General features: G+C 52.7%; 19 protein-coding genes and 1 rRNA gene. 11 read left to right on the forward strand and 9 right to left on the reverse strand.

Annotation, left to right across the window (positions count from 1 at the left end; translation table 11 throughout):
- From BN2684_RS02130 to dnaA, 9 genes are all read right to left on the reverse strand, one after another.
- Positions 1-76, reverse strand: a 16S ribosomal RNA gene (locus BN2684_RS02130); the annotation flags it as partial.
- 309 nt (positions 77-385) lie between these two features.
- Positions 386-1,459, reverse strand: a complete 1,074-nt coding sequence (locus BN2684_RS02135; RefSeq protein WP_058300542.1) for an HD-GYP domain-containing protein — start codon at positions 1,457-1,459, stop codon at positions 386-388.
- A gap of 106 nt (positions 1,460-1,565) precedes the next feature.
- On the reverse strand, positions 1,566-4,028 hold the full coding sequence (gene gyrA, locus BN2684_RS02140; protein WP_058300543.1) for a DNA gyrase subunit A: 2,463 nt from the start codon (positions 4,026-4,028) through the stop codon (positions 1,566-1,568).
- Between the two features lie 173 nt (positions 4,029-4,201).
- Complete coding sequence (gene gyrB / locus BN2684_RS02145) at positions 4,202-6,121, reverse strand: DNA topoisomerase (ATP-hydrolyzing) subunit B (RefSeq protein WP_058300544.1); 1,920 nt, start codon at positions 6,119-6,121, stop codon at positions 4,202-4,204.
- A 58-nt stretch (positions 6,122-6,179) separates the two neighbouring features.
- Positions 6,180-6,428 (reverse strand): extracellular matrix regulator RemB, encoded by a 249-nt coding sequence (gene remB, locus BN2684_RS02150; protein ID WP_058300545.1) that lies wholly within the window; start codon positions 6,426-6,428, stop codon positions 6,180-6,182.
- 32 nt (positions 6,429-6,460) lie between these two features.
- On the reverse strand, positions 6,461-7,582 hold the full coding sequence (gene recF, locus BN2684_RS02155; protein ID WP_058300546.1) for a DNA replication/repair protein RecF: 1,122 nt from the start codon (positions 7,580-7,582) through the stop codon (positions 6,461-6,463).
- 2 nt (positions 7,583-7,584) lie between these two features.
- Positions 7,585-7,803 (reverse strand): S4 domain-containing protein YaaA, encoded by a 219-nt coding sequence (gene yaaA / locus BN2684_RS02160; RefSeq protein WP_058300547.1) that lies wholly within the window; start codon positions 7,801-7,803, stop codon positions 7,585-7,587.
- Between the two features lie 8 nt (positions 7,804-7,811).
- A complete protein-coding gene (dnaN, locus tag BN2684_RS02165; RefSeq protein WP_058300548.1) occupies positions 7,812-8,954 on the reverse strand; it encodes a DNA polymerase III subunit beta in 1,143 nt (380 codons plus the stop codon).
- A 220-nt stretch (positions 8,955-9,174) separates the two neighbouring features.
- Positions 9,175-10,539 (reverse strand): chromosomal replication initiator protein DnaA, encoded by a 1,365-nt coding sequence (gene dnaA / locus BN2684_RS02170; protein WP_058300549.1) that lies wholly within the window; start codon positions 10,537-10,539, stop codon positions 9,175-9,177.
- 600 nt (positions 10,540-11,139) lie between these two features.
- Here dnaA and rpmH point away from each other — a divergent pair.
- The 11 genes from rpmH (at position 11,140) to BN2684_RS02225 (ending at position 22,248) form a co-directional block, all read left to right on the forward strand.
- Positions 11,140-11,274, forward strand: coding sequence for a 50S ribosomal protein L34 (gene rpmH / locus BN2684_RS02175; RefSeq protein WP_058300550.1), 135 nt, complete (start codon positions 11,140-11,142; stop codon positions 11,272-11,274).
- Between the two features lie 109 nt (positions 11,275-11,383).
- A complete protein-coding gene (rnpA, locus tag BN2684_RS02180) occupies positions 11,384-11,755 on the forward strand; it encodes a ribonuclease P protein component (RefSeq protein ID WP_058300551.1) in 372 nt (123 codons plus the stop codon).
- A 120-nt stretch (positions 11,756-11,875) separates the two neighbouring features.
- Positions 11,876-12,751 (forward strand): YidC/Oxa1 family membrane protein insertase, encoded by an 876-nt coding sequence (gene yidC / locus BN2684_RS02185; protein WP_082651698.1) that lies wholly within the window; start codon positions 11,876-11,878, stop codon positions 12,749-12,751.
- A 19-nt stretch (positions 12,752-12,770) separates the two neighbouring features.
- Positions 12,771-13,394 (forward strand): RNA-binding cell elongation regulator Jag/EloR, encoded by a 624-nt coding sequence (gene jag / locus BN2684_RS02190; protein WP_058300552.1) that lies wholly within the window; start codon positions 12,771-12,773, stop codon positions 13,392-13,394.
- A gap of 255 nt (positions 13,395-13,649) precedes the next feature.
- Positions 13,650-15,026, forward strand: a complete 1,377-nt coding sequence (mnmE, locus tag BN2684_RS02195; RefSeq protein ID WP_058300980.1) for a tRNA uridine-5-carboxymethylaminomethyl(34) synthesis GTPase MnmE — start codon at positions 13,650-13,652, stop codon at positions 15,024-15,026.
- A gap of 32 nt (positions 15,027-15,058) precedes the next feature.
- The gene (gene mnmG / locus BN2684_RS02200) at positions 15,059-16,951 is read left to right on the forward strand and encodes a tRNA uridine-5-carboxymethylaminomethyl(34) synthesis enzyme MnmG (protein ID WP_058300553.1); all 1,893 of its coding nucleotides are present in this window, start codon (positions 15,059-15,061) and stop codon (positions 16,949-16,951) included.
- Positions 16,948-17,694: a 16S rRNA (guanine(527)-N(7))-methyltransferase RsmG gene (gene rsmG, locus BN2684_RS02205; protein ID WP_392388988.1), complete on the forward strand. Its 747-nt coding sequence runs from the start codon at positions 16,948-16,950 to the stop codon at positions 17,692-17,694. The genes mnmG and rsmG overlap by 4 nt, the downstream gene beginning before the upstream one ends.
- A 312-nt stretch (positions 17,695-18,006) precedes the next feature.
- The gene (gene noc / locus BN2684_RS02210; RefSeq protein WP_058300554.1) at positions 18,007-18,822 is read left to right on the forward strand and encodes a nucleoid occlusion protein; all 816 of its coding nucleotides are present in this window, start codon (positions 18,007-18,009) and stop codon (positions 18,820-18,822) included.
- Between the two features lie 552 nt (positions 18,823-19,374).
- On the forward strand, positions 19,375-20,136 hold the full coding sequence (locus BN2684_RS02215) for a ParA family protein (protein ID WP_058300982.1): 762 nt from the start codon (positions 19,375-19,377) through the stop codon (positions 20,134-20,136).
- Positions 20,129-20,983: a ParB/RepB/Spo0J family partition protein gene (locus tag BN2684_RS02220; protein ID WP_058300555.1), complete on the forward strand. Its 855-nt coding sequence runs from the start codon at positions 20,129-20,131 to the stop codon at positions 20,981-20,983. Before BN2684_RS02215 ends, BN2684_RS02220 begins: the two co-directional genes overlap by 8 nt.
- A gap of 125 nt (positions 20,984-21,108) precedes the next feature.
- Positions 21,109-22,248 (forward strand): aminotransferase class V-fold PLP-dependent enzyme, encoded by a 1,140-nt coding sequence (locus BN2684_RS02225; protein ID WP_316245501.1) that lies wholly within the window; start codon positions 21,109-21,111, stop codon positions 22,246-22,248.
- The last annotated feature ends 11 nt before the right edge of the window (positions 22,249-22,259 follow it).

Here is a 22,259-nt window from a genome sequence, read left to right on the forward strand (position 1 = left end):
GTAAACTCCGCTCGACTTGCATGTATTAGGCACGCCGCCAGCGTTCGTCCTGAGCCAGGATCAAACTCTCCATAAAAGTTTATAGATCGTTTCATTAAGCTCATTCTTTAACACTTGCGTGTTTGTTCGTGCGTCTCCCGAACCGAAGTCCGAAAGTCGCGTCCTTACCACTCGTTGTTCAGTTTTCAAAGGACCATTTTCTTTCGTCGCTTTCTTGCGGCGACCTTTATAATATATCACAGGTCTAGGCGAGAAAGCAAGCTTTTTTTTAATTATTTTTTCCGCTTTCGAATCGTCGTTTCTATTCTTGCGAATCGCCGTCTCGAGAGCAGAGTCTTACTATAGCACGGCTCATCTATCCCTGTCAAAGCCAATTGCTGGATCATTACGATCCAGCCACGACTTCACGAATATAGAACTGCCTTTCCTGAGCGAGATTGACGATGATGTCTCCGATCTTCACCATGGGACGTGTTGGATTAGAGCGGTCGGTAAAGATGATCTCGCCGATTCGTCCGTCGCTGATTTTGACCAGCGTTCCGTTGCTGAACTGTGTCATCTTCTCAATAAACGTCCGCACAAGAGCCGGATCCAGCTTGCCGAACGATTCTTGGTGAAGATCATCCAACACCAGATAAGGAGAATCCGCACGCTTGTAGCCCCGATTGCTGGTCATAGCATGGAAGATATCGGTGATCGCTACGATTTTGGCGTATGGATGGATCTTGTCCCCCTTGACCCGCATCGGATAACCGCTGCCGTCTTCCCTTTCATGATGCTGCAGAGCGGCAAGCTTGACCCCTTCATTAATGGCAGCAACATTCTTTAGCAGAACATAACCGTATGTAGGATGACGCTGGATTTCTTCCCGCTCATGGGACGTCAGAGGGGCTTTCTTCTCCAGAATGGCCGGATCGATCTTGGTCTTCCCTATATCATGCAGCAGGCCGGCCAAAGCCACCTGCAAGTGCTCCTTTTCGGAGAGGCCATGCCATTTGGCAAGCAGATATGAACTGAGACCGACATAGACGCTGTTATTGAAGAGATAATCTTCGTCGCGCACAGCCTCCGGGTCGCAGAACAACGGATGATAGTCCTCCGCCGCCTCAATCAGCGAAATGAGCTTGTTGCGGATATCGAGGATCGGAATGGATTGTCCTGCCGCAGGCAGCGGGAATACTTTGCGGAGTAGGCTTCGCATTTCCTTGAAAGCCAGATCAAAGTCCGTTTTTCCCTGAAAGGTGACAGCCGCTTCCTCCGATTCGGATTGATCCCATTCTTTTTCTTGATCCGAGGAATCGAAAATCATAACGGATGGAATCAAAAAAGCCTCCAAAATCTCTTTGTCGGTTTCCGTTATCGCCCTGCCTTTTTCGAACAGCAGCGTTCCCCGGCGGGTGATGACATGTTCGGAAAGCTTGCTTCCCGGCTTCAGATGGGAAACGCCAACATTCTGCATGATATAAGCCCCTTTGTCATTATGTGAAATAGCACTGATTTGCTTCGGTTTTATTGTAAAACAAAAAGAAGGGGGAGAAAACCCCCTCCTTCTGAACGATATGCAATCAGCTTTCGCTATCTTCTTCCGTCTGTTCGTCGATCTCCTCGCTTTTCTCCACTCGGGAGACCGTCGCGACCTCATCATCTTCCTTGATGTTGATCAGACGGACGCCCTGCGTATTCCGTCCCATCAGGTTGATGCCGTCCATGCTCATCCGGATGATGGTGCCCTGCGTCGTAATGATCATGAGGTCCTCGTCCTCTTTGACGACATTCAAGCCCACGACCGGCCCGTTCTTCGGCGTGATATTGAGCGTCTTGATGCCCTTACCGCCGCGCGATTGAATCCGGTAATCGGTCATCGGGGTGCGCTTGCCGAAGCCCTTCGAGGTGACGATCAGCACGCTGTCCTCGTCATTGGCGATGTCCATCGAGATGACGGCATCGTCCTCACCGATGCTGATCCCTTTGACCCCTGTGGCTGCCCGGCCCATGGAGCGGACATCTTGTTCGGGGAAGCGGATCGACATGCCCTGCTTCGTTCCCATGATGATCTCCTGCTTACCATCCGTCAGCTTGACGCTGATCAGTCGATCTTCCTCGCGCAGGTGTACCGCAATCAAACCGCCTTTGCGGATGTATTTGTAATCATCGAGAGGCGTTTTCTTGACGATCCCTTCCCGGGTAGCGAAGAACAAGTAGCTCTCGTTCTCGTCGTCGGGAATCGGAATGACCGCCGAAATCTTCTCTCCCTGCTCGATCTGCAGCAGGTTGATGATCGGCGTTCCCCGCGCCGTGCGGCTCATCACGGGGATTTCATAGGCCTTCAACCGATACGCTTTCCCTTTGTCTGTGAAGAACATCAGGTATTGGTGCGTATTGGAGACGAAGAGATGCTCGACAAAATCATCTTCCTTCGTATCCATGCCGATGACTCCGCGGCCGCCCCGCTTCTGAGAGCGATAGGTGTTCACCGGCAGGCGCTTCACGTAGCCGGTATGGCTGAGCGTGACGATGACATCCTCTTGGGGAATGAGATCCTCGTCCAGGATGGAGTCGTCGCCGATCGTGATTTCGCTGCGGCGTTCATCGTTGTACTTGGCGCGGATTTCACCGAGTTCATCCATGATGATATCGAGAACCAAGCCTTCGTTGCCGAGGATCGCTTTGTATTCGGCAATCCGCTCCATTAATTCGGCATACTCCGCTTCCAGCTTCTCGCGTTCCAGTCCGGTGAGCCGGGCCAATCGCATGTCGAGAATCGCTTGGGCTTGCTCATAGCTCAGCTCGAACCGGCTCATCAAGCCGTCCCGTGCCACATCGGTGGTCGGGGACGTACGGATCAACTGAATGACCTCATCCAGATGGTCGAGCGCAATCCGCAAGCCGAGCAGGATATGAGCGCGCGCTTCTGCTTTCTTCAGATCGAAAGCGGTGCGGCGGCGGATGACTTCCTTCTGATGCTCCAGGTAATAATACAGCATATCCTTGATGTTCAGGATACGCGGCTCTTTATTGACGAGCGACAGCAGGATAATCCCGAAATTGGACTGCATGGCCGTATGCTTGTACAGGTTATTCAGAACGACGCTCGGGTTGACATCGCGGCGCAGCTCGATGACGATGCGCATGCCGTTGCGGTCCGATTCGTCGCGCAGATCGGTGATGCCGTCGATCCGCTTATCGCGGACCATCTCAGCAATCGTGGAGATGAGGCGAGCCTTGATGACCTGATACGGCAGCTCGTTGACGATGATCCGCGCCTTGCCGCCAACTTCTTCGATCTCCGCCCGCGCGCGCATCGTAACGGAGCCGCGTCCCGTGGTGTAGGCCTGCTTGATGCCTTCGCGTCCCAGGATAAAACCGCCGGTCGGAAAGTCGGGTCCTTTGATATACTGCATCAGCTCAAGCGGCGTAATCTCAGGATTGTCGATGAGGGCTTTCAGGCCGTCGATGACTTCGCCGAGGTTATGCGGTGGAATGTTCGTCGCCATCCCGACGGCGATCCCGGAGGAGCCGTTCACGAGCAGATTGGGGAAACGAGAAGGAAGAACATCCGGTTGAATTTCCTCACCGTCATAGTTCGGAATGAAATCGACGGTTTCCTTGTTGATATCGCGGAGAAGCTCCATGGCAATCTTGGAGAGCCTCGCTTCCGTATACCGCATCGCCGCCGCCGAGTCTCCGTCAATAGAGCCGAAGTTACCGTGGCCGTCAACTAACGGATAACGCAGAGAGAAATCCTGCGCCATACGGACCATGGTCTCGTAAACCGCGGAATCGCCATGGGGATGGTATTTCCCGATGACTTCCCCGACGATTCTCGCCGACTTCTTATGCGGCTTGTCGGGAGACATGCCGAGCTCTGACATGGCGTACAGGATACGTCGATGCACCGGCTTAAGGCCGTCGCGAACATCGGGAAGGGCGCGCTGAACGATGATGCTCATCGCATACTCCATAAAGGATTCGCGCATTTCCGAACCGATGTCCCTTTCACTGATTTGCGGATGCATTTCTTCCGCCATGGTGGTGTACCCTCCTCAGGTAAGAAGAAACGGCAGCCCGTCCATTTGAACAAGGGACGCGCGCGTTTCTCAAATTTGAAGACAAAATGTATGGGGCGAATAAACGCGCGGGGGTCCCGATATCGGGACCCTGCCGCAGGTCTTCTTATTCGAACGGTGTCCGTTTACTCCGTTTAGAAGTCCAGGTTTCTCACGTGCTTCGCATGGTCCTGGATGAAATCGCGGCGTGGCTCAACATTATCGCCCATCAAGGTGTCAAAAATCTGATCGGCGTCGATGGCATCGTGGATGCTGACCTGCATCATGGAGCGGGTATCCGGATCCATGGTGGTGTCCCACAGCTGCTCCGGGTTCATTTCCCCGAGACCTTTATAGCGCTGAACCGCAACCTTGGAATCGGCGCCGCCGAAATCTTCCTGCATGATCCGTTCTTTTTGCTTGTCGTTGTAAGCATACCGGACCACCTTGTTTCGCTCCAGCTTGTAGAGCGGAGGCTGTGCGATGTAGATATAGCCGGCTTCGATCAGCTTGCGCATGTACCGGTAGAAGAACGTCAGCATGAGCGTCCGGATATGGGCTCCGTCCACGTCGGCGTCCGTCATGATGATGACTTTGTGGTACCGGGCTTTGGCGATGTCGAAGTCGTCGCCGATCCCGGTGCCGATCGCCGTAATCATCGCGCGAATTTCGGCGTTGGACAGAATTCGGTCGAGACGGGCCTTCTCCACGTTGAGAATTTTGCCCCGAAGCGGCAAAATCGCTTGGAAATGCCGGTCCCGACCTTGCTTGGCCGAGCCGCCGGCAGAGTCACCTTCGACGATGAACATCTCGCTGATCGTGGCGTCGCGGGAGGAGCAATCCGCCAGCTTGCCCGGCAGAGAGCTGACTTCGAGAGCGCTCTTGCGGCGGGTGAGCTCGCGGGCTTTGCGGGCCGCTTCGCGGGCGCGGGAAGCCTGGATTCCCTTCTCCACAATGCGCCGGGCAACGGCCGGATGCTCGCCGAGGAATGTATCGAGCTTGTCGGCGAACATCGATTCGACGATACCTCGCACCTCACTGTTACCGAGTTTCGTCTTCGTCTGCCCTTCGAACTGCGGCTCCGGCACCTTCACCGAGATGATCGCCGTCATGCCTTCCCGGACATCCTCGCCGCTTAAGTTGCCGTCGTTTTCCTTGAGGACGCCGATGCGCCGGGCATAGTCGTTCAAGATCCGCGTAAGCGCGCTCTTGAAGCCGGATTCATGGGTTCCGCCTTCATGAGTGTGGATGTTGTTACAGAACGAGTAGATGTTCTCGTTGTAGCTGTTGTTGTACTGGATGGAGATCTCCACCTGTATGGCGTCCTTGCTTCCGCTCACATAGATAGCCGGATGCAGAGGCTCCCGGTTCTGGTTCAGATGCTCGACGAAGGAGACGATCCCGCCTTCATACCGGTAGGAATGGCTGACATCCGTCCGCTCGTCAATCAGGTTGATCTCAATGCCTTTATTCAAATAGGCCAGCTCCCGAAGCCGGGACTGAAGCACTTCGTACTCATACTCGGTGGTTTCCTGGAAGATCTCTTGATCGGGCTTGAAGGTGATCTTCGTCCCCGTCTCCTCCGATTCCCCGACAACCTTCACGTCATACTGCGGAATGCCGCGGCGGTATTCCTGTTGATAAACCTTGCCGTTCTGTCTAACCTGAGCGATCAGCTGTTCGGACAAAGCATTGACGACAGAAATCCCGACCCCGTGAAGCCCACCTGACACCTTATAGCCGGAATCCTCGCCGCCGAATTTGCCTCCGGCGTGAAGGACCGTCAGAACAACTTCAAGTGCGGATTTCTGCATTTTCTCCTGAACGCCGACCGGGATACCCCGACCGTTGTCCGTAACGGTGATGCTGTTGTCTTCGTGAATCACAACGTCGATCTTGTCGCATACGCCGGCCAAAGCTTCGTCGATGCTGTTGTCGACGACTTCCCAGACCAGATGGTGCAAGCCCCTTGAGCTGGTCGAACCGATATACATCCCCGGGCGCTTGCGGACCGCTTCAAGTCCTTCCAGCACCTGGATCTTACTGGCGTCATACGAATTTTGATGCTCGTTCACTGGACTTTCACCTACTTTTTATCGAGTGATGGCTTCTTCAGCCTCGGTCGGATTCGGATTAATTCATCGAAAGGCTGACCGCTCGCTTCTTGAGCGTAGCGGAGGAGATCGGGGAATAATACACCTTATCGACAGTCACCACGAGCGATTTGCATTCTTCTTCGCCGATGATCTCGATTTTCTTTTCCTTGACCGCTTCCGTGATGAACTGCTTCGAGATCTTCGAATTCTTCTCGATGGACAAGTCAAAAATGGCGATGAGCTCCGACGAACGGATGATGCGTTCACCGCCCAAATGGATATACACCTTGACGTCCCCCTCTGCCTCTCGAGCGAATTTTAGGCCTCGTGGCCCATCTGGAACCCGCCGTTCTTCACACGAAAAACAGCGGCATCCCGCAATTTGGACACATCAATGCTCTCGGTGCCGGTCGTGGTGATAAACGTCTGCACCTTGTCCTGAAAAGTCTCGATCAACTGGGTTTGCCGGTTCTGGTCAAGCTCGGACAAGACATCATCCAGGAGCAGGATCGGGTACTCTCCCGCCTCCTCGCGGATGAGCTCGAGCTCTGCAAGTTTCAGCGACAACGCGGTGGTCCTTTGCTGCCCCTGAGAGCCGAAGACATGCGCCTCTTTGCCGTTTATAGAAAAGACCATGTCGTCCCGATGCGGTCCGATCAAGGTCGTGCCCCTGCGCAAATCCTGATTTCTCACCTTGTTTAACTGTACCATAAAGTTGTCAAATAGAATAGATTCTTCTTCTTCCGCCCCGGCAAAAGAGGGCTTGTACTGGATCTTGAGCTCCTCAAGTCCCGCAGTGATTCCCGAATGAATCCGCTCCGCCCAAACTTGCAGCTTCTCTATAAAGCTTTGACGTTTTTTCATGATTTTAGTACCGTGGCGGGCAAGCTGCTCATCCCAGATGCTGAGCAAGGCTTCATCCACGCCTTTTCCGAATTCGACCTGCTTCAGGAAGTTGTTCCGCTGCGCAAGCACCTTCTGGTACTGCATCGATTCATAGAGGTAGGAGGGGTAGACTTGGCCGATCTCCATATCGAGAAAACGCCGCCGGATCCCCGGGGCGCCCTTGACGATCTCGAGATCCTCCGGCGCGAACATCACCACGTTGAAGGAGCCGATAAATTCACTTAAGCGGCGCTGCTCGAGCCCGTTCACACGCGCCTTCTTGCCCTGCTTGGACAAGGTGAGGGAAAGGTTCACCGGACCGTATTTCTTGTCCACCTCTCCGTAGAGAGAAGCCTCTTCCCGGTTCCAACCGATGAGCTCCCGATCTTGATGCGTCCGGTGGGATTTGGTGAGGGCGAGGACATAGATGGCCTCGAGCAGGTTCGTTTTCCCTTGGGCGTTCGGCCCGACGAAGAGGTTGACCCCCGATTTCACCTCAAGCGTCAGCTGTTCATAATTCCGGTAATGAGAAAGCGACAGCTTTTTCAGGAACATGATCAGGCTTTCCTCGCAATCCGAAACTCTCCAAAGCCGGCCACTTCAATCTTGTCCCCATCCACCAGCTTGCGTCCGCGCCGGTTCTCGGCTTCTCCGTTCACACGAATAACCGCCTCCTGCAAAAAGGCTTTCGCCTGTCCTCCAGAGGAGATGCAGTCCGTCAGCTTCAAAAATTGCCCCAGCGCAATATAGTCCGTGTTGATTTCAACGGTTTTCATAAGCATCCTCAATTCGTCGTCCGATAGGGGAGAATCAACTGCAGCACCTTCGTGTCGCCGAGCGGCTCAATGATGATCGGGCTCATGGCGCCCGTGAAGCCGAGCCGGACCGTTTCACTGTCGATGACGCGCAGCGCGTCGAGCATGTACTTGGAGTTAAACGAAATTCGGAGCAAATTGCCGGTGAGCTGCTCCACCGGAATGGTCTCGGTGACCTTGCCAATCTCACTCGAGCTGGACGAAATCTCCAGAGTGTGGTCTTCGTTCATGACGAGCTTGACGATATTCGTCTTCTCTTCACGCGACAGCAGATAAGCCCGGTCGATCGCTTCCGTGAGCAGCTTGCCGCTGACCACGATTTCCGTTTGGAACTGATTCGGGATCAGCTTGGAGGTATCGGGATAGGTTCCTTCCAGCATGCGGCTGTAGAAGAGCAGATTGTTCATGCGAAACAGCACTTGATTGTCGGACACGACGATATCGGTCAGCGAATTCTCATCCGGGAGAACCTTGGACAACTCGTTCAGCGTTTTGCCGGAGATGACGACACCGCGGAAGAATTGCTCCGCATCAGCTGCAAGCGGAGTTTCCCGTTGGGCGAGTCGGTGACGGTCGCAAGAGATGAACTTGAGCCCTTGCTCGTCCAGATTCCACAATACGCCGGTTAGAATCGGAGTCGTTTCGCTGGTGGACACAGCGTAGGAGGTTTGACGGATCATCGTCTTGAGCAGATCGCTCGGAACGGAGACGACCTTTTTCTCCTCGATTAACGGAAGCTGTGGATATTCCTCCGGATCAAGACCGACGACCTGAACCTCCGAACCTCCGGAACGAATGGTCGCGAGGAACGGCGGACGGATTTCAATTTCGATTTCGTGGGAAGGGAGCTTCTTGATGATCTCTCCGAAAAATTTGGCGGGAAGCACAACGCTGCCTGTTTGGTCGAGCCGGATGATTTGGACTCCGTCCTTCTCTGCCGGAATAAAGGATTGAATCGTAATATCAGCGTCGCTTGCGGTCAGCCTTACCCCTTCTTCCGTCGCATCGAACTTAATGCCGCTCAAGATCGGAATCGGCGTACGGCTGGTGATCGCTTTGGATACGTTGCCGATGGATTCATTCAAGTGTTCTTTCAAGATGGACAATTTCACTGGGAAGACCTCCGGTTCTGAATTCGCAGCCTGGAGCATAGGCTGTAAAGAGGGGTGGAATCTTGACTCTTCGTCTTATTACTAAATGTCTTTTAAAAGATAGAATTCGTAGTAGGGGCACTGAATATGTGGATATGTGGGAAAAGACGAGTACGCGCATGGATATCCACATGTGAATAGAATGTGCACAGAGAATTGGCGTATCCACAGAAGGACAAGCCTAGAGACCGGCCTGTTTGATTTTCTCTGTGATGTTCTGCAGGATGCGGGAAAGCTCTTGATCCTCCTGCAGGCTCATCGCGATTTTCTCATGGGCGTGAATGACGGTCGTATGGTCGCGTCCGCCGAACGCTTCGCCGATCTTCGGCAGAGAATAATCGGTCAACTCGCGGGACAGGTACATGGCCACTTGGCGAGGGAACGCCACGGCCTTCGTCCGTTTGCGGGCCTTGAAGTCCTCCATGCGCAGGCCGTAAAATTCGCCGACTTTCTGTTGAATGTCTTGAATGGTGATCACGCGCGGCCGGCTGGACGGAATGATATCCTTCAGCGCATCGGCGGCAAGCGCTACCGTGACGTCCTGATTCATCATCGACGAATAAGCGACGACGCGAATGAGCGCGCCTTCCAGCTCGCGGATGTTGGTGTCGATCTGATTGGCGATGTAGACCATCGCTTCATTAGGAATTTCCAGGTTCTCGGAACGCGCTTTTTTGCGCAGAATGGCAATCCGCGTCTCGAGATCGGGCGGCTGGATATCTGTGATGAGGCCCCACTCGAAGCGGGAGCGCAGCCGCTCCTCCAGGGTGGGGATCTCCTTCGGCTGGCGGTCGCTCGAGATGATGATCTGCTTGCGCTCCTCCTGAAGAGCGTTGAAGGTGTGGAAAAATTCCTCCTGGGTCTGCTCCTTACCAGCCAAAAATTGGATGTCGTCGATGAGGAGGACATCGATGCTGCGGTATTTGTTGCGGAAGCTCTCGCCGCGGTTGTCGCGGATGGCGTTGATGAACTCGTTGGTGAACTTCTCGCTGGAGATGTAAAGCACCTTAGCCGTTGGATTGTGCTGGAGGACGTAGTGTCCGATGGCATGCATCAAGTGGGTTTTGCCCAGTCCGACCCCGCCATAGAGGAACAGCGGGTTGTAGGAGTTTGCGGGATCCTCCGCAACAGCGAGAGAAGCCGCATGAGCAAACCGGTTGCCGGAGCCGATGACGAAAGTGTCAAAGGTGTAGCGCGGATTTAGCATGCTGGCGAAGTTCTCCTCGGCTTGAACGACCGGCTTCGCAGCGACAGGAGCCGGGACGGCTGCTTGCGCGGCAGCAAGCGTCTGGGCTTCCTCTTCCAACACGAATTGGACCTCCACCTGGATCCCGAGGGTTTCATACACAGTTGAGGTAATCAGCTTCGCATAGCGGGACTCCAGCCATTCCCGGGCAAAGTTATTGGGAGCGCAAATGACGAGCGACCGGTCCGTAAATACGCTGGCTTTCGTCGATTTGAGCCAAGTATCGAAGCTGGGTTTGCTGAGTCGGGTCTGAATGGCGGAGAGCACCTGCTGCCACCGATCATTGACTTGACGATCCACTACGAAATTCACTCCTTTAAAAAGTGCAACGGCAAAAACCGCGTTGAGAAAAAAAGAGCTCCTTGAAACGGGAGGCGGCAGAAGGTTCGACAGCATCCCGGCAGGAACGACGCAAACGGCTCTTGCCCGACAAAGGAATAGGGACATGAGCCGTTTGACAAAGATGAAGGTTATCCACATAATAACCCGTTTGTGGGCAAAGATACAAAGAAGAATGGAGAATTGTTAACAGAGTTATCCACAGGGTGTGAATAATTATCCTCGATTTCACGTACTATCCACAAGCCAAAGTAATAATAATATATCAAACAAAGCCTTTTGTTTCAACGAAATTTATCTTTTATCCACAAATTCCATAGATAGTGTTACGCAATTGTGCACAGTACTACATATTGTGAATAAGCTGTTCGCAAATCGACAATCTGTGCAAAACGCGCTGTCAGGTTGTGCACAAGCGGGATTTTTACCTTTTCCACAGGGTGCTGCCGGCCATTCGAAAAGAGGGACAAACCGGTTTCCTCGTGTTGACTTTAGAGATCGAAAATGGTTTAATGGTGAAAGGTATTTTTAAGGATGGATATCCTCAGGAGGTGCAAATAGATGAAACCGACTTACCAACCGAATACGCGGAAGCACAAGAAAGTGCACGGATTCCGTAAACGGATGAGCACGAAGAACGGTCGCAAGGTTTTGGCGGCTCGCCGGCTCAAAGGCAGAAAGCAACTGTCCGCATAACCGGAAGACCACGAGCGTGGTCTTTTTTCTTTTTCAATAAGTTCCTGAGCTTATATTTTGGTCCGAAGACGTCAAAGCTGTAGCGAGAATCGACGGGAAGGAGCCTCCTGTGCAAAAAGAGCATCGCCTAGCCAAACGAGAAGATTTCAACCGGGTGTACCGGAGGGGGAAGTCGGCAGCCAACCTTCAATTTGTTCTCTATTATTTGCCGCAAAAAGAATCGGGACCCTTTCGCCTCGGAGTATCGGTCAGCAAAAAGCTGGGCAACGCGGTTGTCCGCAATGGAATCCGCAGAAGAATGAAGGAGATCATCCGGCTTGGTGGGGAGGATCTTCTGCCCGGACTCGATATCGTCATCATCGCGCGCAAGCCTGTCGCGGAGATGGACTATGAGGAAATGAAAAAAAGCCTCTACCATGTAATGAAGCGTTCCGGTGTTTTGAAGGAGAAAAAGCGGAACCAGAGCAGCGCTCGTCCGTAACTCCATACGGAGGAGGTTGCCGTCCGGAAATCCTTGGAGACGGCTTGTTTATTTGTTTCTGTACTTATGTTATATTTGGGGTTGTACATGCAATTGACAATGGCTTCGGGAGGAACTCTTTTGGTACGACGCTTGTATAAACTGTGGCCGCTGGCCCTCATCTTGCTTCTGGCCGGCTGTTCGACAACGAATAAGGACGGGTCCATTCGTATAATCAGTCCCAGCAACGGGATTTGGGACCGCTTTTTTGTCGGACCTTTATCGGAATTTCTCAAATACATCGCTCATCTCACGGGTGGTGCCTACGGGATCTCGATCCTGATCGTCACCATCATTGTCCGTTTTGTAGTGTTGCCGCTCACGCTCAAGCAGTACAAGAGCAGCAAGGCGATGCAGGCTCTCCAGCCGGAGCTCGCCAAGATCAAAGAGAAGTACAAGGATGAACCGCAAAAGCAGCAGGAAGAGACGATGAAGCTGTTCACCCAGAACAACGTCAATCCGATGGCCGGCTGTTTCCCGATCTTCATTCAGATGCCCGTGCTGATCGCTCTCTACCATGCGATCTTCCGGACGCCGGAAATCCGCGATCACACATTTCTGTGGCTGCAGCTCGGTACTCCTGACCACTGGATCCTGCCGATCATAGCAGCGCTGACCACGTTCCTGCAGCAGAAGCTGATGCCGAAGCAGCAGACGGCTCAGATGGGTGCTATGCAGACCATCATGCTGATTTTCCCGGTCATGATCTTCTTCATGTCGCGCAGCTTCCCGGCCGCTCTGCCGTTGTACTGGATTTACTCCAATGTCTTTACGATCATTCAAAACTTGGTCATTTATCGGGACAAATCCGGCGGTACCGCTGTGGTTACCGCTGGTGAAGGTTCAAGCGCCGGAGCCTCGGCGAAGAAGAAAAGCAACACTTCCGCAGGCGCAGCAAATAAGGCCAGCAAGAGCAACAAGCCTGCCGGCAAATCCGCGAAGAAACCATCTAAATAATAGGGGTGGTCCCGATATTATGAAGAAGGCCGTTTTTACGGGGAAAACGATTGATGAAGCGGTTAACGCCGGACTGAAGCAGTGGAATCTGCCGGCCGAGCGAGTCAAGGTAACGGTACTTGAGCAGCCGAGCAAGGGGCTGTTCGGATTGATCGGCACGAAGGATGCGAAGGTGGAGCTGGAGAAGATTCCAGACCCCATCGAAGAAGCGGAGCTCTTTCTGGCCGAGGTCTTCAAAACGATGGAGCTTGAGGTGCAGGTGGAACGGCAGGAGGATGAAGAAGGAACGCTTCTCAACCTGACCGGTCCCGAGCTCGGCATCCTGATCGGACGCCGTGGCCAAACACTGGATGCTCTTCAGTACCTGACGAACATCGTGGGGAACCGATATTCGAATTCCCACATCCGCATCGTGTTGGATGCGGAGAAATTCCGGGAACGCCGGAAGAAAACGCTGGAGGATTTGGCTCGCCGCCTCGCCCAGCGGGTCATCAAGACACGCAAAGAGGTTGTGCTTGAACCGATGCCGCCTCAAGAGCGGAAGATCATTCATTCCTATCTGCAGAATTACTCCGGCGTGAAGACGTTCAGCAAGGGAGAGGAACCGAACCGGCGTATCATCATCGCTTTGCGTTCCCAGTAAGGTTACGGACTCATCATCGGGCGATTGCCTGAATAAGCAAAAGAGTGGATACGAGGCGCAATGACTTAGAGCGTGTTTGCAAACCCGACCGTTTCATGGGTTTGCGAACACGCTCTAGGGTTTTCACGGGTCATTGCTCCTTTTTTAAACGACTGGAAAGAAACGGACGCCGCCTCTTTAGGGAGCGGATTGGCCGTTTCTTCTTGCGATAGGATAGATTGCATCGAATTGTTCGAAAGGATGGTGGAATTCAACATGATGGAGGATACGATAGCAGCGATTTCGACTCCGCTTGGAGAAGGGGGCATCGCGGTTATTCGCGTTAGCGGGCCTGAAGCGGTGGAACAAGCCGATCGCCTGTTTCGCCCGGCGGACAAGCTGAAGAATGCCGCAAGCCATACCGTTCATTACGGTCATATCGCAGATCCGCTGACGGGAGAAACCGTGGAGGAAGTGCTCGTTACAGTGATGCTTGCTCCGCGTTCTTTTACGATGGAGAATGTGGTGGAGATCGGCTGTCACGGCGGGCTTGTCTCGGTGAAGAGGGTGCTGGACCTGCTTCTCGCAGGTGGAGTGAGGTTAGCGGAACCGGGCGAATTTACGAAACGCGCCTTCCTGAACGGGCGGATCGATTTGACTCAAGCGGAGGCGGTCATCGATGTGATCCGCGCCAAATCGGACAAAGCGCATAAGGTCGCTCTCAAGCAGGTGGAAGGCTCGCTATCCCAAAAAGTGAAGAAGCTGAGACAGCAGCTTGTCGAAGTCATGGCGCATCTGGAGGTCAATATCGACTATCCCGAGCATGATGTGGAGGAACTGACGACCGCGTTCATTCGGGATAAGGGAACCGATGCGATTCGCCAGGTGGGAGCTCTCCTCAAGTCGGCCGGGGAAGGAAAGCTCATCCGCGAAGGGATCACGACTGCGATCGTCGGGAGACCGAATGTCGGCAAATCTTCACTCTTGAACGCGCTTGCCCAGGAGAACCGCGCGATTGTAACAGACATCCCTGGGACAACTAGAGATGTGATCGAGGAATATGTTACGATGAACGGGATTCCCCTGAAGCTGCTCGATACAGCCGGCATTCGCGAGACGGAGGATGTGGTGGAGAAGATCGGGGTAGAACGTTCTCTCGGTGCCCTGGATGAAGCTGATCTGATCCTGTTCGTGCTGAATGCCAACGAATCCTTGAACGATGATGAGAGACGGCTTCTTAAGGAGCTTCATTCTCGTCCGACCCTTGTGATCCTGAACAAAACCGATCTGCCGGAACAGGTGGACATGCAGGTGGTATCCGAGTGGTACCCAGCGGAGCGGATCGTTCGCATGTCTGTACTTGAAGAGGAAGGACTTGATCGTCTGGAAAAGGCGGTTACCGATCTGTTCTTCTTAGGTGATGTGGAGGGCAGCGATTTTACTTATGTCAGCAATGTACGGCACATTCAACTGCTGAGGCAGGCGAACGAAGCACTGCAGGACGCAGTGGCTGCGGCGGATCAGTATGTGCCGATCGATATGATTCAAATCGACTTTCGCCGGGCATGGGAATTTCTCGGTGAGATCGTCGGCGATCAGATGGCTGATTCGCTCGTCGATCAGATTTTCTCGCAATTTTGTCTCGGCAAGTAAGCAACATTCGATATAGAGGAGGTTGGCAAGCCATGGGTTATGACGCAGGCGATTATGAAGTCATCGTGATTGGAGCGGGCCACGCGGGCTGTGAATCAGCGCTCGCCGCAGCTCGGATGGGATGCCGTACGCTGCTTCTTACCATCAATCTGGACATGGTGGCGTTCATGCCCTGCAATCCTTCGGTGGGCGGACCTGCCAAAGGGCATGTGGTCAGGGAGATCGATGCGCTGGGCGGTGAAATGGGACGGAACATCGACAAGACCTACATTCAAATGCGCATGCTGAACACGGGAAAAGGGCCGGCGGTCCATGCTCTACGCGCACAAGCGGATAAATTTCTATACCAGCACTCCATGAAGGAGACCATCGAGAAGCAGCCGAATTTGACGCTGCGGCAAGGAATGGCGGAGGAGCTGATCGTAGAAGACGGTGTCATTCGAGGCGTCGTCACCAAGACGGGAGCTCGTTACTATGGTCAAGCGGTCGTCTTGACGACGGGCACGTATCTCCGCGGCAAGGTCATCATCGGGGAATTGATGTACGAGAGCGGCCCGAATAACCAACAGCCTTCCGTTAAGCTCTCGCAATCGCTCAAAGAGCTCGGTCTTGAACTCATCCGCTTCAAAACGGGGACTCCACCACGGGTGCACAAGGACACCATCGATTTCAGCAAGACGGAGATTCAGCCGGGCGATGAGAATCCGAAGTTTTTCTCTTACGAGACGACCGAGCCAGTTCCGAATCAGCTTCCGTGCTGGCTCACCTATACCTCCAGCGAGACTCATGAGGTGATCAACCGCAACCTGCACCGGGCTCCGATGTTCACCGGGCAGATCGAAGGGACCGGACCTCGCTACTGTCCGTCTATTGAAGACAAAATTGTCCGATTTGCCGACAAGCCGAAGCATCAGATCTTCCTGGAGCCGGAAGGAAGAAATACGGCGGAATACTACGTCCAAGGCCTATCTACGAGTATGCCGGAGGATGTGCAGCTGCAAATTCTCCGCTCCATTCCAGGCCTGGAACAGGTGGAAATGATGCGGACCGGATACGCGATCGAATATGATGCGGTCGTTCCGACTCAACTGCTGCCTTCCTTAGAGACGAAAGCCGTCAGTGGGTTGTTTACAGCCGGACAAATTAACGGAACTTCCGGCTATGAGGAAGCGGCCGGCCAAGGAATCATGGCTGGTATCAACGCAGCGCGCAAGGTGCAAGGGAAAGAACCGGTTATCTTAGATCGCTCGGAAGGCTACATTGGGGTTCTCATCGATGACTTGGTTACGAAGGGGACGAACGAACCGTACCGCCTTCTAACCTCTCGCGCTGAATACCGCTTGCTGCTTCGCCATGACAACGCGGACCTGCGCCTTACTCCAATCGGCTACGAGATCGGACTCATTTCGCAACATCGGTACGACGCTTTCCTTCTTAAGAAAGAGATGGTGGCAGCCGAAATCGGCAGATTGAAGGAAGCACGAATCCGCCCGGATGAGGATACGGCTCAGTTCCTCGAGAAGATCGGCACAGCTCCGATCAGCCAAGCGGTCGACGGAATTTCTCTTCTGCGAAGGCCGGAAGTCTCCTACGAGCAAGTAAGCACGCTTGTCCCATCTCCGCATGAGCTTTCGGATGACATGAAGGAGCAGGTGGAGATTCAGATCAAGTATGCGGGATACATCGAGAAGCAGCTTGCTCAGGTGGAGAGGCTGAAGAAGATGGAGAAGAAGAAAATCCCCGATGATATCCGCTACGAGGAAATCCACGGCCTCGCCTCTGAAGCGAAGCAGAAGCTGCAAAAGATTCGCCCGGTATCCATCGGACAAGCCTCGCGCATTGCAGGTGTGACTCCGGCAGACATCTCGATCTTGTTGATCCATTTAGAGCACTATAACAAAGTGAAGGCGGCTCGAAACGGATGAGTGAACAAATTTTTAACCGTCATGATGCGAGCGAGGCGATGTTGATCGGGCTGTTGGAGGAGAAGGGGATTACGCTATCTCCTCGTCAACTGGAGCAGTTCGACCTCTATTACCGCGAGCTTGTCGAGTGGAATGAGAAGATGAACCTGACCGGGATAACCGATCGTGAGCAGGTGTACATCAAGCATTTTTATGATTCAATTTCCCTTGCTTTCTTTAAGGATTTCAGTGGAATCGGCAGTTTGGCGGATATTGGATCGGGCGCGGGCTTTCCCGGAATTCCCTTGAAAATCGTCTTCCCCCATCTGAAGCTGACGATCGTTGACTCCCTCAACAAGAGGATCGGCTTTCTCCGCCATCTGACAGAGAAACTGGAGCTTGAAGGCGTTCAGCTTGTTCACGGGAGAGCGGAGGATGTCGCCAGGCTTCCCGAGCATCGGGATCAATACGATGCGGTTACCGCAAGAGCAGTTGCCAGGCTTTCTGTACTCAATGAGCTTTGTCTTCCTTTTGTAAAGGTAAACGGATGGTTTGCAGCCATGAAAGGAGCGGCTGTTTCTGAGGAAGTGGAGGAAGCAACTGCTTCCATCCGTGAGCTTGGCGCGGAGCTAGCCGATCTTTACTCCTTTGTTCTTCCTCTTGAAGAAGCAGCACGGTACATGGTTGTGCTCAATAAAGCCAAGCCGACACCCAAGAAATATCCGCGTAAGGCAGGCGTCCCCCTAAAAACGCCCCTCAAGTAAGAGAGAAAAGTCAATTTCATGCCCGCATGTTCCACGTGAAACAATCAAGTGCGAAATGTTGCCCCGATCAGGGAGGAATTAACAGCCTCCATGGAGAATTAAGTAGACGGGAGTCAATCGGATTTCGATCTTCTGGTGCACGAGTCGCTTATCATAAAAGTGGAGAAGAGGATGCTCGAATCCTTTTCTAAGTCTGGCATAACGAATGCTTACTGTGGTTGAAAGCAGACTCTTGCGCAGCGGACGGATCGGCAAAAAAGGACTCTGATTAGCGTTTATCCTTTAATGTAGACGAGTAGGTGATTGTGCCTGATGAAAGAGCATCTGTCCAAGCTGTTTGGCCTGGGTGAGCGAGTTCCTTCAGATGAAGTAAAGCAAATTCCGCTTGATGAAATCGTGCCAAGCCCTTATCAACCGCGAACCATCTTCGATGAGGAGCGCATTGATGAGCTATGCCAAACGATCAAGACGCATGGCGTCATTCAACCGATCGTGGTGCGGTATCGCAACGGAAGCTTTGAAATCATCGCGGGAGAGAGGCGGTATCGGGCCGTCCGGAAGCTTGGCTTAGATTCGATTCCGGCCATTGTCCGTGAATTTAACGATTCGCAAGCCGCATCGATTGCTCTAATTGAAAACTTGCAGCGGGAAGGTCTCACCGCATTGGAAGAGGCGCTGGCTTATCAGCAATTAATGGAAATTCATCAACTCACCCAAGAAAGCTTGGCTCAACGGCTTGGGAAGAGTCAATCAACTATCGCAAATAAGATCCGGCTAATACAGCTTCCAGATGGAATCAAGCAGGCTTTAGCCGAGAGAAAGATAACGGAAAGACATGCGCGCGCGCTTTTATCCTTGGATAATGAAGAATTGCAATTAAAAGTATTAAGCGATATTATTACTAAAGAGTTAAACGTGAAACAAACGGAGGCTCGCATCGCTTTTTATAAGGAAGCGAACAAGCTGAAGAAGCAAAAGAGGCTATCTTATACAAAGGATGTCCGGTTGGCTCTGAATACGATCCGTCAATCCGTAGAGATGATCTCCAACTCGGGAATGACGGTCAATACGAAGGAGCAGAATTACGACGATCGGTACGAAATCATCATCACGATTCCGAAGAAGTAGCGTGAACGTTCATAGAAGGGAAGCCGTAACCCATGGCAGACTTGTCCGGCTTGTTGGCCGAACCAGGCAGCCTTTTTCTTTCTCGGCTCCTTTTTATTCGTACGGGATCAACTCGATAACGGCGCTATCTAACTCTGTTGTTTCTTCATCGCAGCCGATCGTATTCATACGAGCAAGGTTGATTGTGTACGGGTGACGCATGAGAATGACTAAGCCTGATCGGAAGAGGTATTTCATGCGCCTGTTTTCTTTCTATGAGCGTGTCGATTGCGTTCATAGAATACGATCATTCCGGATCATTCATCAAGAGAACCCAACAAAGAGTTCATGATTTGCGAGTACGAGAATAGATTCCAAGCAATCTATTTTGAACGAGTGGATCATGCACTGGATAGGAAGGACAAGCAGTTGGATATATCGTTTACGGAGAAAAATCAACCCGCGGGCAGGCGACCTAAAGGAATGGGTTTTTCCTTGCCTCTCATGGAAGAAGAGCCCACCAACACAGAAGAACCGCCTGATTTCGGTATTTCTAATTCTGGGGTGAACACTTTGTCCAAGATTATTGCTGTGACGAATCAAAAAGGCGGGGTAGGGAAAACCACAACTTCAGTCAATCTAGGTGCGTCGCTGGCCTATCTCGGAAAAAAAGTTCTGTTGGTTGATATTGATCCCCAAGGAAATACGACAAGCGGAATTGGAATAAACAAAGCAGATGTAAGTAACTGTATCTACGACGTTCTGATCAATGATGTGCATCCGAAGGATGCGATCATGGAGACGTCCGTTCCCAATCTCAAGATCATCCCGGCGACGATTCAATTAGCCGGTGCGGAAATTGAGCTTGTCTCCACCATCTCCCGTGAGGTGCGCTTGAAGAAATCGCTCCAACTCATCAAGCATCTGTTCGATTACATCCTCATCGACTGTCCTCCTTCCCTTGGCATTCTAACCGTCAATTCCTTGACGGCAGCGGATTCGGTCATCATCCCAATCCAATGCGAATATTATGCGCTTGAAGGACTCAGTCAATTGCTGAATACCGTAAGACTTGTGCAAAAACATCTGAACACGAGCTTACAGATTGAAGGCGTGCTGCTCACGATGTTTGATGCGCGCACCAATCTGGGTATTCAAGTCATAGAAGAAGTGAAGAAATATTTCCAGCAAAAGGTTTACCAAACGATTATTCCGCGAAATGTTCGACTTAGCGAAGCCCCCAGTCACGGACAATCCATTATTACCTATGATCCTCGCTCCAAGGGAGCGGAAGTTTATATGGAACTTGCCAAGGAAGTGATCCAGTATGAATAAACGTTTGGGTAGAGGGCTTGATGCTCTGATTCCTTCCTTAAACATCAACGATGACGATAAGGTTGTGGAGATTCCACTGACACAGCTCCGCGCCAATCCTTATCAGCCTCGAAAGACGTTCCACGAGGAAACGATCAAAGAATTGGCCTCATCCATCAAGGAACATGGCGTGATTCAGCCGATCATCGTGCGCAGCGTGCTCCGCGGTTATGAGATCATTGCTGGTGAACGAAGATTTCGCGCGGCTCAGGAATGTGGCCTCGAAACCATACCTGCCGTTGTCAAATCCTTCACAGATAGACAAGTCATGGAAATCGCCCTTATTGAGAACATTCAGCGTGAGGATCTCAACGCTATTGAATTAGCAGTCGCTTATCAATCGCTAGCCGATTCCTTGCAGCTCACTCAGGAAGAGTTGTCGGTCAAGGTTGGGAAGAGCCGCTCGCATGTCGCCAACTTTCTTCGCCTACTGCAGCTGCCGGAAGAGATCAAACAACATGTTTCACGTGGAACATTATCGATGGGCCATGCTCGTGCAATTGCCGGAGTGAAGAGCGATAAGACGAAGAAACAGCTCGCCGAGATCTGCATTCGGGAACAGTGGAGTGTGCGGGAGCTGGAGGAAGCGATCAAAAAGCAGGAGCAGCGGAAGGAAAAAGAAGCGGAGCCTGCGAGAAAGGCGAAGGGGAATCCCTTCATCCTACAAGCGGAAGAAACGTTGCGCGAGCAGTTCCATACGACGGTGAAGATCAAGCACGGCAAACAGAAAGGGAAAATTGAATTTTCCTACTATTCCGAAGATGACCTGCAGCGCTTGTTGGATATGCTACAAGGGTCACCATCATAACCGGATCGTCTTAAGCATACCGGCGTGATTCCTTGGGGACCACCGGTATGCTTTTTCGTTTGATCTGCTGCAATCAGGTGGCAATGAATAGGAGTCAAATGAAGGAGGGGCCTTCTTTGGAACAGGTGTATCTCGATTGGGCGGCTTCCTCCTGGCCCAAGCCGACAGGGGTCGCACAAGCGATGGTGGACTTCATGGGAGCGAATGGAGCCAACCCGGGGAGAGGCGGGCACAGGCAGGCGATGACGGCGTCGCGTGCCATCTACGAATGTAGAGTGGAATTGGCTAAGTTATTCCATGTTGACCGGCCGACGGATATCGCTCTGCTGTCAAGCGCGACAGAGGCGTTGAACTTGGCGATAAAAGGTTTTCTGAAGCCGGGTGATCATGTGATCTCAACGGAGCTGGAGCACAATTCGGTACGTCGTCCGCTGGAGTGGGTTCGTGTAAATCAGCAGGTAGAGGTGACGTACGTTGGTGCCTCTCGTAACGGAACGATCGATCTCCAAGAGGTGTCAAAAGCGTTCCGGCCAACTACGAAGCTGTTTGCATGCAGCCATGCGTCGAATCTGCTTGGGAGTGTCGTGCCGATCGCAAAAATCGCAGAGATGTGTTCGGAGCGTGGGGTAAAGCTGTTGGTTGATGCGGCACAGACAGCCGGTAGTTTTCCGATCGATGTGAATGCGATGGGTATCGACATGCTTGCTTTTCCGGGGCATAAAGGGCTGCTTGGTCCTCAAGGAACCGGCGGTTTGTATATCCATCCCGAGATTGAGCTTGAACCGCTGCTCCATGGAGGAACCGGCAGTAACTCCGAAGAGGTTGGGCAGCCAACGGTTCGTCCGGAACGATATGAAGCGGGTACGCGCAATACGCCGGGATTGGTGGGGTTAAAAGAGGGAGTAAGGTTCGTGAACACCGAGACCGTTGCCTCCATTCGAGCCCATGAAAGCAAATTGATCAGGCGAATGCAGGAGGGGCTGGAGGCGATTCCCGGCATCTGCTGCCTGGGTCCGAATCGGGGGGAGGAGCGAGCGTCGTTGCTTGCCTTTGTCCGTAAAGGGGAAGATCCGGCAGTAACGGCCCACCGGTTGGATCGGGAATACGGGATCGCGGTACGGGCAGGCTATCACTGCAGTCCGCTTGGGCATCAAACGGCGGGTACGACCGAAACGGGGGCGGTTCGGTCGAGTGTCGGGTATGCGACGACTACCGAACAAGTCGATACCTTTCTGGAGGCTATCCGGACCATGCCGGCAAAATGATGGAGTAGAGA

The sequence above is a fragment of the Gorillibacterium timonense genome (assembly GCF_001457415.1).
In the GTDB taxonomy this organism is placed as follows: Bacteria; Bacillota; Bacilli; order Paenibacillales; family NBRC-103111; genus Gorillibacterium; species Gorillibacterium timonense.